The sequence below is a fragment of the Paenibacillus sp. UASWS1643 genome (genome assembly GCF_008693195.1).
Classification (GTDB): Bacteria; Bacillota; Bacilli; order Paenibacillales; family Paenibacillaceae; genus Paenibacillus; species Paenibacillus amylolyticus_B.
In genome coordinates, this window is record NZ_VXKZ01000115.1 from 1,393,780 (window position 1) to 1,407,237 (window position 13,458).

Consider the following 13,458-nt stretch of genomic DNA (forward strand, 5'->3'; position numbering starts at 1 on the left):
TACACAAAACGGAGAGGACAGAAAGAACCTGAAGAAGCGAAGCGTTCGCCTAAAAGCTTTCTGCAAGAAAGCTGCATCGGAAGCATACGCTATCACAAGATTTTCACCATTATAAAATTGAATCAAAAAAATCAGGGGATAACAGCGATTGGAAGGTTGTTCTGTCATCGTAGTGTCCAGTGTAATATTCTTTAGTTCAACTTATATAGCAAACTTTGTTTACAACTCGGAAACAATTGGAGAACCTATGGATATAATCCTCTAGTATACTCGGTATATAGATTCATATATTCCGAGGAGGAACACACATCATGAAATCTTTTACTCGTAAATCCATCATATCTACAATTCTCGTAGGCTCTGTTGTAGCAGGTTCTGCCTTTACTACGCTTCCCATCACTTCTAGCCTGAATCCCGTCGCGTCTGCGGCAAGCTCTAGCTTCACTCAATTTCTGCATGATAATGCACCTGGTCGTACGATCAAAACGATTAAAAATGTGGCAACTGTGACCAATATGTCCAGTACGGTTGTACTTGTCAATAAAAAGAGAAATCTGCCTTCAACTTATGCACCACAAGATTTGGTTGTACCTAATATTCCTTTTAGCTTCTCAGGTTCCAGTCCGAAGAAACAAATGCGTAAAGTAGCTGCAACCGCTATTGAAAAATTATTTACGGCTGCCAAAAAAGACGGCATTGATATCAAAGCGGTGTCTGGCTATCGCTCTTATGCGACCCAGAAATCGATCTTTGACCGTAATGCCAGCATCAAAGGTGAAGCTGTTGCCAATAAAACAAGTGCTCGGCCAGGACAAAGCGAACATCAAACGGGTCTAGCCATGGATATCTCCAGCGCTTCGGCTGGTTATGATCTTCAGCAAAGCTTTGGCAACACCAAAGAAGGCAAATGGCTAAAAGCCAATGCCCACAAATACGGATTCATCATCCGTTATGGCAAAGACCAAGAGAAATTGACTGGTTACTCCTATGAGCCATGGCATGTACGTTATGTCGGAGTATATATTGCTGGTGAGATTACCAACCAGAAACTTACGCTCGAGCAGTATTTGGAACGTGCCAAATAAGGCAGGTTGGAACCCAGAGCGTAGACAGTTATCTGATTAGATAAAAAGAAGCGTGACCATAGATAACATGGCTGAAGGAGAAAATGGGGCCGCAACTGGCCCTCTTCTGCTTCGATCTTTCATTTACACACTTCATCATGTCCCCACGATTTTTCTAAAGACGAGTGGCAGTCTCTTCAGACCTTCTGTTCCAGCCCAAGAGCCTACTCCAGCAAGTATTGCATTATGGAACAAATAAAGTGCGACATTGTACACGATAGGGCCTAGGATAATCTCCACTACTACAAAACGTTTTAACGTCGAAGATTGGATCACATATACCCGAAATTCATGAGGGTCATGTCCTCCCATAAACCTTGCGATCAATGCTTTCATGAATCACCTCTAGTGTTTTATTTTAGCGTATGGCAGACAATCCTTGTCTTATTCTAAAATAACACTTACATAAAGTAACTAAGTGTGTTATAGTCAGTTTATAAATCATACATAAGCGAGGGAAACTACCATGAGTGAGTTCGAGAATCTAGTCAAAAACCGTAGATCGGCCGTTATTTTTGAAGAAGGAATTGAAATTTCAGATTCGGAACTGCAAGAGATGTTTGCCCTGAACAAATTTGCACCATCTGCCTTTAACCTGCAACACACGCACTATCTTGTGATTAAAGACGAGGAACAGAAAGAGAAAGTCTATGAAGCTTCCCAGCAATATAAAGTAAAAACAGCTTCTGCGGTCATCGTGGTTCTGGGCGATGTCAACGCACACCATCATATCCGCACCATTAACGAAGGCTTGCTGAACCTGGGCGCCCTCACTCCGTTCCAATATGAGCAAGAATCCCAAAGTGTCACTGAATTTTACGAATCTCGCGGCAGATTCTTCCAACGTGAGGATGCGATTCGCAATGCCAGCCTGTCTGCCATGCAATTGATGCTGATCGCTCAGGATCGCGGTTGGGATACTTGTCCAATGATTGGCTTTGACTCGGAAGAATTGCAACGAAGTTTGGAAATCCCTAACCATTATGTACCGGTTATGCTGATCACCATCGGCAAAAAGTCAGAAGCCAAACAACGCCCACGCGGTTACCGTAAACCAATTAACGAATATGTTAGCTTCAACAAAATGCACGCTGAATAACATAAAAGTAGTTAAATGACACAGCAAAAAAGCCACGTTCTCGTGGCTTTAATACGTTTCATAGATCAATGTATCCAACATGTGAAATTCATCGTCAAACTCCGCATATATGTACAGTCGACCAGCAGGTGTATCCCCCGCATCATAACCCAATCGGAAATATTGATCTCCCTGAAATTCTACATCAGCCAAAATCAATGCACTGATATCTTCGTCCGGATGAGCCTCGGCAATGGTTTTAAGCGCCTGCTCACCAAGCATGTCCCATCGTTTCCACGTCGCTTCCATATATGGAGATAGGGCTTCCATCTCTGTCTTGGTTGAAACCTGTGCAGTGACTACCAGTTCTTTATCCTGAATATGTAAGCGCATCTGATAGTTGGACATCGATGTGTCATACTGAAACACACCCATCCCCTGAACTTCATGATTGGATTCAAAAATCAGATTGTCTGCATATTGCAGTCTCTCCAGCTTGGGATTAGCGCTATAATCCAACTCGGTTAATTTGTTCTCGGAACAGTACAACTCTCTTAGTTGTACGTTATGGCGAATATCCAGCTTGCTAATATGGTTGTTAAAACAACGGACACTCTCTAAAACCATATTTGAACGAAAGTCCAACTGTTTGATATGGTTGTGGTTACAACGAAGTTCAATCAAGTTTGGACAACCGGTTACATCAAGTTCCAACATGTAATTGTTGGCGCAATCAAGTCGCCGCAGTTGCTTATTGTGTTCAAGTTCAAGTGAAAAAAGAGCATTATAACTGCAACTAAGTTCCTCCAACTGCTGTAGGTGCTCCGAAGCCAGCTCCGACAACATATTCCAATGACACTCCACCGTTATAAGTTTGGAATTATGAGAAAGATCTAATTTTCGAAGTCGATTAAAACTGCAATCCAACACTTGCAATCCCGAATTGGAACGGAGGTCCAGTGTAAGAAGCTGATTCTCTCTGCAACGTAACGTCCTTAGCTTGTGGTTCTGAGCTAGATCCAGACTTGTCAATTGATTATAGGCACAATCCAACTCTTGAAGCCCCCTGAAATACTCGATTCCATTAAGATTGCTAATATTGTGATTGGAAAGTTGCAATATCTCAACCTCACAAACGTCACTCTCCTGAATGAAATCCCGCTGATCACAAAAACGATCCAACACAACTTGCCTGAAACGTTCATCCGTGAAAGCATAAGTAATATCCATGTCTAACGCCTCCCCTCTCGTTTTGCTCTATTGGAACAGTCTTCCAACATATTATCACTATTCTATGAGTTTCATCGCCGGGATTCAACAATTACCTAAGCAAATTCTTTTATACCATGTTAACATCCAACATGTAAGAGAAATCGTACAGAGAGGAAGATTTTCATGGAAATGCATATCGAAAACCTCCCGTCATATCGTATCGCCTATGTTCGACAAGTCGGTCCTTACGGTCCAGCCAATGCTCAAGCGATGAATACGCTGAAACAATGGGCAGACAAAAACCAACTGCTTCATGAATCAGCAATTTTATTCGGTATTCCCCAGGATGACCCAACTACCACAACGCCCGAAAAATGTAGATATGATGCTTGTATTGTTATTACTGAATCTGAACGTCTTGAAGATGAGTTGGTTGAGATTGGCGAGTTATCAGGCGGAGATTATCTCATATGTAAAGTGAGACATACGGAAGAAGCTATTCAGCAGGCATGGAATGTGATCATCCCTCATTTACAAACAAGTGATTATCAGATGGACAACAAGCCGGTTATAGAAAGATATCGTTGGGAACTGCTCAATCAGCATTATTGCGAGATATGTGTGCCTGTGAGACCTGTTTAATCCGCGTTACGAGCAAACAAAAAAAGTGTCTTCAAATTGAAGTCACTTTCTCGTTAAGCACTATTACTGCTACTATATAAATTGAACTAATCATTTACACGATAACGGAGAGGACAGAAACAACCTGAAAAAGCGAAGCGTTCGCCTAAAAGCTTTCTGAAAGAAAGCTGCATCGGAAGCATACGCTATCCCCGGATTTTCCCCTTCAGAAAAGGAATCAAAAAAATCTGGGAATAACAGCGATTGGAAGGTTATTCTGTCATCGTAGTGTCTGGTAAATAACCTTTAGTTCAACTTATAAAACTAAATTAAAATGCCCAGTTGCCTTTACGGAATACCGGCTCGATTGTGCCATCCTGTAACTCACCATCGATATCCAGCTCTGCGGAACCGATCATGAAATCGACGTGGGTCAGACTCACATTGCACTCATGCTTCAACAATTCATCGTTAGACATCGTTGTGCCATCTTTCATGTTGAATGGATACGCACTTCCCACAGCCAAATGGCAAGATGCATTTTCATCAATGCCCGTATTATAGAAAATACGATTCAAGTTGGAGATTGGGGAGTCATGTGGTACTAGTGCGACCTCTCCCAGATAACGTGCACCTTCATCGGTGGCAAACAGGTTCTTCAAATGTTCTTCACCGGATGCTGCCGTAAACGCTACAACCTGTCCATCCTTGAATGTGATTCTCATCTGGTCTACCAATTGCCCGTTCAGGTTCAAAGGCATGGTACTGCTGACATATCCATTCACTCCACTGCGCTTAGGCATGGTGAATACTTCTTCAGTTGGCATATTGGCGACCGTGTACACGCCTTGTTTATTTTCGCTGCCACCACCGCCCCAGATATGATTGTTAACCAATTCGATTTTCAGGTCTGTACCTGGCGCACGGTAATGCAGGCTCTTATAGTTCTTTTGGTTCAGGAGATCACTCATGGTATTCAGGGTATCCAGATGTTCTCTCCAATTTTGTACGGCGTCTCCGCCATCAACACGGTTCATTTTGAAGATGGTTTCCCACATCACGTTGATTCGGTCTTCTTCCGGGATGTCGGCAAACACTTTGTTCGCCCAAGCCTTGGTCGGTGCTTTGATCAAACACCAGCTAATTTCATGATTACGTGTATATTTGGAATATCCTTTACGTGCTTGAGCAGCAGCCTTAGTCGCACGGGAGACGTTGTCCGAATTAATCCCATTGTACAGATCCGGGTCAGGTACTTTGATCGTCAATGTTGCTCCGCCGGCTTCAGCGAACTTCTCCATCATGTCGCCTTTCCAGGCCGGATAATAATCGAAGCTGTCATCCGAGCCATGCTCGAAGCGACTGCGGGTAATGTTGTCATCATCGAATTCCACTTGCACGTACTTCGCTCCGGCTGCATACGCTTTTTGAACAATCAAACGTGTGAATTCAAGCGTTTCGATGGGGGCAGTGACGAGCAAGTCCTGTCCTTTTTGAATATTCACGCCAACTTTAACAACTAGTTCTGCGTATTGTTCCAATGACTTTTCAAAGGTTTGTTCAAATTGACTCATGGTTGTGTTCACTCCTGTTTCATATATTATACGAACGCTTTCGCTTCTGCAGAATCGATTCCTTCTCTTTCACTACGCAGGCTTAATATCTAAAATCCATTTATACAAAACGATTTAACCATTACGTTTTTCTTGTTCGCGCAGTTCGATCCGGCGGATTTTACCAGAGTTGGTCTTTGGCAGATCCGTAACAAATTCGATCTTGCGTGGATATTTATAAGGTGCTGTAATTTCTTTGACATGGTGCTGCAATTCACGAATCAGTTCTGGTGAAGCCAGTGAATCGTCTCTCAACACGACAAAAGCTTTGACAATATTGCCGCGGATCTCATCCGGACTTGCAACCACCGCGCATTCCTTCACGCTGGCGTGTTTCATGAGTGCTTCTTCCACTTCGAATGGTCCAATCGTGTAGCCCGAACTGATGATGATGTCGTCACTGCGCCCTTCAAACCAGAAGTAACCTTCTTCGTCTTTACGTGCACGGTCCCCTGTTACAAAATAATCGCCACGCTGACTCGCTTCCTTCCGTCCCTCATCCTGATAATAGGACCGGAACAAAGCTGGCATCTCTTTGTGTACCGCGATATCTCCTACTTCACCGGCAGGAACAGGCTGTCCGTCTTCGTCAATGATTTCAATCAATCCAGGTGTGATGGACTGACCCATGGAGCCAATGCGTACAGGAGCGTCTTTGAGACTGCCGATTAACAACGTGCTCTCGGTCTGTCCATATCCGTCTCGAATAGTCAGATCAAAGTGACGCTGGAAGATTTCAATGACTTCCTGATTGAGCGGTTCACCCGCTGAAACAGCACTGCGCAGATGAGACAGGTCATAATGTCCAAGATCATCGGCTTTGGCCATCAACCGATATTCCGTTGGTGTACAGCAAAGGACATTAATTTGATGTTCCTGCATCAGTTCCAGGTAACGCTTGGGCTGGAAAGATCCATTGTAGACCAGTCCAGTCGCGCCTCTTCCGAGTACCGACAGGAACGGGCTCCAGATCCATTTTTGCCAGCCAGGTGCAGCCGTTGCCCATACGGTATCTGAAGGTTGAATATCCAGCCATAATGAAGAAGCGATCCGCAGGTGGGCATATCCCCAACCGTGGCTATGTACAACTCCTTTGGGATTACCTGTTGTGCCCGAAGTATAAGCAAGGATAGCCGTATCATCACGATGAGTCTCCACCGCAGCCATCTCATCGGGTTGATTCTGCATTAACTGATGCACACTCACCCAACCTTCAGCAGGTACGCCAACTTCTTCATTCGGTGATGCCACGATGCGATGTGCCAGTGACGGCAGATCCGCGTCCATCTTTTCCACTTCCGAGGTCGTCTCGGACCATACAATAACAGCCCGCGCCTCAGAGTGACGCAGACGATATTCCAGATCTTTTGCCCGCAACATCTCGGAGGAAGGAATAACGGCAATCCCCAGTTTCAGACAAGCAATATAAATGACATAGGCAATAATACGGCGTGGTACCATGACCAACACCCGATCGCCCTTCTCTAGTCCAAGTTCACGCAAACCTCCAGCAAGACGATTCGCCTGCTTGAATAAATCACCATACGTGATCTCTTCCAATTCTCGTTGATCGCTGAGCCATCTAAGTGCAATCCGGTCTGATGGATGATTCTCCATCTCGGATGTCAGGTTATAGCTTTCAGGCGAAATCCACTGTTCAAAGTTCAAATGGAGCCTCTCCTTCGTAGTTCAATTGTAAAGCTTCTATATATTATACCCTAAATCCTAGGACCAGGTGCTATGAACTAGGTTCATTCTAAAAAAAATAAACATAGGTCAATTAATGAACTATTATAATAGATCTTATTCTATAAAGAAAATGACATATACAAAATGGCGCCTTCCTGATTGATCAGGTAGGCGCCATTTCATTCTTAATTTATAATAAATTAGTTTTAGCTAACTATAATTTTCACACCGCTATACTGTGTATATTACCACGGATAATTGCCCATTCCGTCCAGAATGCTTTCGATCTCATTCAACTCTTCCGTTGTCAGATCCGGTGCCTGGAGTGCAGCCACGTTTTCTTCAATCTGGGACACACGGCTTGCACCAATTAGTGCGGAGGTTACACGGTTACCACGCAAGATCCAGTTCAGAGCCAGTTGGGAGATCGTCTGCCCTCTTCGCTCGGCAACTGCCTGAAGCGCATCGAACTTGGCAATCCGTTCGTCTGTGTATGCTTCTTTTTTCAAATTGCCTGTTGGATTGGCGCGTTCTTCCTTGATCTTGTCGACATATTTATTGGTCAACTGACCGCGGCCGAGTGGACAGAACGCAATGGAACCTACGCCCTGCTCATCCAGTACGTCCTGCAAACCGTCTTCAATCCAGCGATTCAGCATCGAGTAGTTTGGTTGATGAACCAGACATGGCGTACCCAGACGACGAAGAATGGTTACCGCTTCTTGTGTCTGTTCTGCATTATAATTGGACAAGCCCACATACAGTGCTTTACCTTGCCGCACGATATGATCCAGCGCCGTCATCGTTTCTTCCAATGGCGTATCCGGATCTGGACGGTGATGATAGAAAATGTCCACATAATCCAGTCCCATCCGGCTGAGACTTTGATCGAGACTTGCAATCAGATTTTTGCGAGAACCCCATTCGCCATAAGGTCCATTCCACATATGGTAGCCTGCCTTCGAGGAGATGAGCAATTCATCCCGGTAAGGGCGCAGATGTTTTTTGTAGATCACACCAAAGTTTTCTTCCGCAGAACCTGGAGGTGGACCATAGTTATTCGCCAGATCGAAGTGGTTAATTCCGAGGTCAAAGGCACGCAAAATCATCTCTTCCTTAATATCCAACGTACGGTTGCCACCGAAGTTCTGCCATAAACCCAGTGCAATTTGCGGCAGTCTGATTCCGGATTTACCAGAACGTACATATTTCATCTCATCATATCGTTGTTCACTTGCAGTATAGGGCATTGTTATTCTCACTTTCCTGTAGGGTTTGCCTTGCTGCTTCTAATCTTAGACATTTCTCGGACAAAACGATATGGCATTTCACTATAACCATATGGAAAAATGACTGTTATCTATACAAACTAATGTTAAATCATTGGTCTTTTTAGCTAATAAATATGTTAAAATGCAAGATGAGACGAATCATACAGGAGTGAATACCCTTGATTATGTATATGTTTAAAAGCAATCATTTTCAGGAGCTTCAGCTCCTTCATTATGGCACGGAAGCCTGTACACCAGGTCATCACTTTGGCCCTGCCATGAGAGACTATTACAAAATTCATTATATTTTGAATGGCAAAGGCACCTTCGAAGTGGGTGGCAAAACGTACACCCTGCACAAAGGTCAAGGTTTTCTGATCGTTCCGCATTCTGTTGTTCATTACGAAGCAGATCAGGATGATCCCTGGGAATACAGCTGGGTTGCTTTTCAAGGCAGCAATAGCCAAACCTTTTTACAGCAAGCTTGTCTGTCGGAGCATCACCCGATTTTTGAGCTGCGCAATGAGGATGACGAGATGCGATCCTGTCTGCATCGAATGATTAATTCGCGCCATACCCACAAAGGCTGGGAGATCAGCATGACTGGTTTGCTGTATCAATTCTTCTCCATTTTGATTGATCAGGCTAATTCAGAGCATCTTCAACCCATGCCGGATTATTCGAAGGAAACGTACGTTACGCAGGTAATGGACTTCATTGAAATGAACTATGCCAATGCCATTACCGTTCAATCCATCGCGGCCCATGTCGGTTTGCAGCGCAGTTACCTATGCTCTCTCTTCAAGGATAAGATGGGAAGCAGTATTCAGTCGTATCTGGTCCATTATCGGATGCGCAGGGCAGCCGAACTGACCCTTGATCCAGGTCTGACCATTGGTGATATTGCCCGTTCTGTGGGCTATACGGATCAATTGCTTTTCTCCAAAATGTTCAAAAAAGTGATGGGCGAAGCGCCAACCTATTACCGCAGACATAAAACAGCACCCTCCCAATTAAGTTGCTAATTGGGAAGGTGCTGTTTTTGCCAATCGATATCACTTGCATTTGTTCAATACTTACATTCGTTTATTCCTTACATCCGGTTATAGCGTCTCCGGCATGGATATGCCAACAACTTGCACTTTAATTTCATTGACCATAACACCAGCTAATTGCTCTACAGCCTGTTGAACATTATGTTGAAGTTCACGGCAGACCTCGTGCATCTTGTTGCCATATTGAATGTTGATGCGCAGCTGGATGGTTGCCTGATCGTCTTTAACGTGTACGTCAATCCCTTTTTGCAGACTCTTGCCGCTGATGCTCTTGGCAATGCCTTCAGTCAGTCCAACGGACATGGAGGATACCCCAGCCGTTGATTGAGCGGCCATTCCCACGATCTTGGATAACACATCGTTTGAGATGTGAATGGTACCCATTTGAACAGATTGAGGTGCGATATATTCAGGTTCATTGTATTGTTTTTCGATAATTTCAGACATGTGCTCCACTCCTTCGAATAATTAAATTCTATGCATTCTGCCATTTGTCCTTGAAGAACATGTTATAGATTCGAACCAAAAGAATTTTAACGATCATATACACCGGGATAATAATCAGGATGGCAATAATTCCACCCAGGTCGCCTGCACCCAACACCAGAATGATGGTCGTGAGCGGGTGAATATCCAGCTTTTTGCCGAATACGTACGGTGCTACCAGGTTGTCCTGAATCTGCTGAGCGACAAGAATAATAATCAGAGACCAGATGGCAACTGATGGTGATACCACGAGACCCATGATCACAATAGGCACAGACGACACAATCGCTCCGATAAACGGAACAAAGTTCATGATGACCGCAATTACCGTGAGCAGTAATGCGTACGGCAGTCCAATGATCAAGAAACCGATATACATCAGTACACCCAATGCCAGATTGACCAAAACTCTTCCCACAATAAAACCACTCAACGCCTGATCAATCTCAATTACGACTTCACGGCTGTCATTTTGGAAACGTTTTGGAGCGATATGTGCCAATTTACGACCAAATTTCTCGCCTTGTAACAGCATATAGAACAAAAGGATTGGTAGTGTAAACAAGATGATCGCAAAACTGGAAACGAGTGAGAAAAATCCACTTACATAGTTAGTTACAAAGTTAAATCCTTTGTTGATATACTCCGTGATCTGGGAGAAAGGTGTCGAGCCCTCAGGGAACAAGGCCTGAATGGCACCATTTTGCTCCAGCTCTCTCAGCTGTTCACTTAATGAATTAATTAGATTTGGTGCGTTATCAACCAGATTGAACAGTTGCTCACGTAACGATGGCCATAAACCAATGATGAAGAACACTCCCAGAATAGCAATAACCAGATAGATTAGCAAAATACTTAGCGTGCGATTTATTTTCTTTTTCTCCATATAATTCACAAGCGGCCTTAGCAGATAATAAAAGAACACCGACAACATCATTGGCACGGTAATGACCGTGATCATGGTGACGAGCGGCTGAAAGATGAAGCTCACACGTGATAATAAATAGATATTAACCAATATCAGCGCCAGTGCAATACTGAACCGGACAAACGTATTTACTTTGAACAAAATATTTCCCTCCACATGGACATTTCTTCTCTAATTTAATTTGGAATCTGGATGGTAAACACGGTAGTCTCTCGCCCACGCCGGGAAAGGATCAGCCGTCCACCCATTTTTTCCGTATTACGCCGTGCGATGGACAATCCCAGACCGGTGCCTCCGGTCGCTGTCCGCGCCTCATCCCCTCGTACAAACGGGTCAAAGATCGTTGACCACAGTTCTTGGGGTATGCCCACTCCGTTATCTGCCACTTCAATCACCACATGGGTATGAAGCGGAATGAGTTCTACGCGCAGTTCGGTCCCGATTGGATTATAAGACAGAGCATTGGTAATCAGATTCTGGATGACTCTGGATAGCAGCTCCGGATCATACCTTGCATAGATCTCCTCATCAGGAACAAGCACATGAAGGACAAACTGTTTCTGCTCAATCTCCCCATACGTATCTGCCATAATCTCACGCACGAATTCTCCAATCTCTCTTCTCTGAATATGCATGCGAAAATCGGGCGAATCCACCTTGAGCAGCTCCAGCATATTCTGTATCATGCGTGCAACTTGAACAGACTTGTTATAGATGTATCCCAGATATCTTTGCTGCCTGTCCTTGTCCTCTCCACGTCCTTCCACCAATGCCTGCGCATATCCCTGTATGGATGTTATCGGTGTCTTCAGATCATGTGATAAATCTACAATCAGTCGCTGTTTGCTCTCTTCGGCGTAACGTTTCTCCGCAGAGGTGTTCTCAATGACGTCCGCCATGTAGTTGAAGGTCTCACCAATCTGGACAAACTCCCTCTCGGCAGAGATCGACATCCGTGTACTATAATTTCCCTGGATCATCTGCGTAAGACCAGAGGAGAGGATGCTGAGTGGTTTTTTGATTCTCCGTGCGACCCAATAGCTGTAGACAAAGATCAACAATAAAACCAAACCGATGCCAATCATAATGTAAAAGGATAATGGATGTTTCAGATTGGTAATCAACTGATTATCATTAATTCGCACGCTGACCAGTTCACGCGGGATTTTGAGCAATACATACGCTGCCGCTCCTTCTGTCGAGAGAGGAGTGATCGAATAATAGTATTCCTGGTCACTCCGATTTTCCAGTCCATCATACAGATCGGCTTCACTGTATTGGGTGAACGCATCTTGCTTGTCTCCCACATGACGAATGACGTTGCGATTCGCATCCAGAATCTCAATCCAGCCGCCGCTATCCTTGAGACGTTGAATCTCTGTGTCTTTGCCTTTCGACACCGAACCTCCACCGGAGTAAAATTCGTTCTCCAGCTCTGCCACATACACGTGGGCTTCAACATTCAGATCTGGATCAACGACCTGATCCGAAATGCGGAAATCCACGACATCAAGTGAAACCATAAGGTACACGATCAGTACCAGTAACAGTAAAAAGAAGTTGAACAGCAAGAAGTCCAGTGTCAGGGATGTCTGCAACAGTCTCTTTTCTCTAGCTTTCCATGGGCGCTTCAATTTTGTATCCCAGTCCCCTTATCGTTTTGAGATATTCCGGTTGTCTGGAGTCACGCTCGATCTTCTCCCGAATGTTGCTGATATGTACCATGATGGTGCTGTCCTCGTGCGCATAATAATCGCCCCAGACCGCTTCGTATATTTTTTTACGGGTGAACACTCGGCCAGGTTGATCAAGCAACAATTCCATAATTTTATACTCTGTAGAGGTCAATGTTACAGGTGTTCCTGAACGAAAAAGGATACATTGGGATCGATCCAGCGTCAGATCACCCAATACCAGATTTTGTTCTTTCGCACTGGGGATCTCCGCCGCATCAAATTGATTAACTCTCCTGAGCAACGCCTCTACTCTGGCAACAATCTCAAGCGGGTTGAACGGCTTCGCTATATAATCGTCTGCCCCAAGTCCAAGTCCAAGGATTTTATCGTGATCCTGACTTTTAGCGGATAGGAACAGTACAGGCATGTGATGTGTGGCCCTGATCTGTTTAATTAACTGCAATCCATCCATTACAGGCATCATGATGTCCAGTATGACCAGATCGATCTGTGTTGAACGTATACATTGTAGCGCCTCGGCTCCATTCGCGGCAGTCTTAATGGTATAATCCTTCTCCAGATATAGTTGAAGCAGTTCAACAATCTCTGGTTCGTCATCTGCAATTAATACGGTGTATCTCATCTTATTCCTCTCATTTCCTATACTGTATGCCTATCTCTACATTATTACTATATACTACGTCT

General features: G+C 44.3%; 13 protein-coding genes. 4 read left to right on the forward strand and 9 right to left on the reverse strand.

Going from position 1 to position 13,458, the window contains the following annotated elements:
- Window positions 1-311: 311 nt before the first annotated feature.
- Entirely contained in the window at window positions 312-1,085 is a 774-nt protein-coding gene (locus tag FE296_RS30280) for a M15 family metallopeptidase (RefSeq protein ID WP_150367445.1), read from the forward strand.
- A gap of 135 nt (window positions 1,086-1,220) precedes the next feature.
- Here the strand turns inward: FE296_RS30280 and FE296_RS30285 are convergent, their stop codons facing one another.
- Complete coding sequence (locus tag FE296_RS30285) at window positions 1,221-1,460, reverse strand: hypothetical protein (protein WP_223869097.1); 240 nt, start codon at window positions 1,458-1,460, stop codon at window positions 1,221-1,223.
- A 130-nt stretch (window positions 1,461-1,590) separates the two neighbouring features.
- On the opposite strand from FE296_RS30285, the gene FE296_RS30290 reads away from it, so the two are divergent.
- Window positions 1,591-2,223, forward strand: coding sequence for a nitroreductase family protein (locus FE296_RS30290; RefSeq protein WP_091016769.1), 633 nt, complete (start codon window positions 1,591-1,593; stop codon window positions 2,221-2,223).
- A 48-nt stretch (window positions 2,224-2,271) separates the two neighbouring features.
- Here the strand turns inward: FE296_RS30290 and FE296_RS30295 are convergent, their stop codons facing one another.
- Complete coding sequence (locus FE296_RS30295) at window positions 2,272-3,432, reverse strand: leucine-rich repeat domain-containing protein (RefSeq protein ID WP_150367446.1); 1,161 nt, start codon at window positions 3,430-3,432, stop codon at window positions 2,272-2,274.
- Window positions 3,433-3,597: 165 nt separating this feature from the next.
- Between FE296_RS30295 and FE296_RS30300 the strand changes: the two genes are divergently transcribed.
- On the forward strand, window positions 3,598-4,056 hold the full coding sequence (locus FE296_RS30300; protein ID WP_150367447.1) for an AraC family transcriptional regulator: 459 nt from the start codon (window positions 3,598-3,600) through the stop codon (window positions 4,054-4,056).
- A 308-nt stretch (window positions 4,057-4,364) separates the two neighbouring features.
- On the opposite strand, the gene FE296_RS30305 is transcribed toward FE296_RS30300, so the two are convergent.
- From FE296_RS30305 to FE296_RS30315, 3 genes are all read right to left on the reverse strand, one after another.
- Window positions 4,365-5,609: an aminopeptidase gene (locus tag FE296_RS30305; protein ID WP_150367448.1), complete on the reverse strand. Its 1,245-nt coding sequence runs from the start codon at window positions 5,607-5,609 to the stop codon at window positions 4,365-4,367.
- A gap of 114 nt (window positions 5,610-5,723) precedes the next feature.
- On the reverse strand, window positions 5,724-7,265 hold the full coding sequence (locus tag FE296_RS30310; protein ID WP_150367718.1) for an acetate--CoA ligase: 1,542 nt from the start codon (window positions 7,263-7,265) through the stop codon (window positions 5,724-5,726).
- Window positions 7,266-7,582: 317 nt separating this feature from the next.
- The gene (locus FE296_RS30315; protein ID WP_150367449.1) at window positions 7,583-8,587 is read right to left on the reverse strand and encodes an aldo/keto reductase; all 1,005 of its coding nucleotides are present in this window, start codon (window positions 8,585-8,587) and stop codon (window positions 7,583-7,585) included.
- Between the two features lie 206 nt (window positions 8,588-8,793).
- On the opposite strand from FE296_RS30315, the gene FE296_RS30320 reads away from it, so the two are divergent.
- Window positions 8,794-9,633, forward strand: coding sequence for an AraC family transcriptional regulator (locus FE296_RS30320; protein ID WP_223869098.1), 840 nt, complete (start codon window positions 8,794-8,796; stop codon window positions 9,631-9,633).
- 78 nt (window positions 9,634-9,711) lie between these two features.
- Here the strand turns inward: FE296_RS30320 and FE296_RS30325 are convergent, their stop codons facing one another.
- Genes FE296_RS30325 through FE296_RS30340 form a run of 4 tightly spaced genes read right to left on the reverse strand, consistent with a single transcriptional unit; the run spans window position 9,712 to window position 13,396 of the window.
- Complete coding sequence (locus FE296_RS30325; protein WP_124114380.1) at window positions 9,712-10,110, reverse strand: Asp23/Gls24 family envelope stress response protein; 399 nt, start codon at window positions 10,108-10,110, stop codon at window positions 9,712-9,714.
- A 28-nt stretch (window positions 10,111-10,138) separates the two neighbouring features.
- Window positions 10,139-11,218 (reverse strand): AI-2E family transporter, encoded by a 1,080-nt coding sequence (locus FE296_RS30330; RefSeq protein WP_124114378.1) that lies wholly within the window; start codon window positions 11,216-11,218, stop codon window positions 10,139-10,141.
- A 35-nt stretch (window positions 11,219-11,253) separates the two neighbouring features.
- Window positions 11,254-12,711 (reverse strand): sensor histidine kinase, encoded by a 1,458-nt coding sequence (locus tag FE296_RS30335; protein WP_150367451.1) that lies wholly within the window; start codon window positions 12,709-12,711, stop codon window positions 11,254-11,256.
- Window positions 12,689-13,396 (reverse strand): response regulator transcription factor, encoded by a 708-nt coding sequence (locus tag FE296_RS30340; RefSeq protein WP_124114375.1) that lies wholly within the window; start codon window positions 13,394-13,396, stop codon window positions 12,689-12,691. Before FE296_RS30340 ends, FE296_RS30335 begins: the two co-directional genes overlap by 23 nt.
- Window positions 13,397-13,458 lie beyond the last annotated feature (62 nt).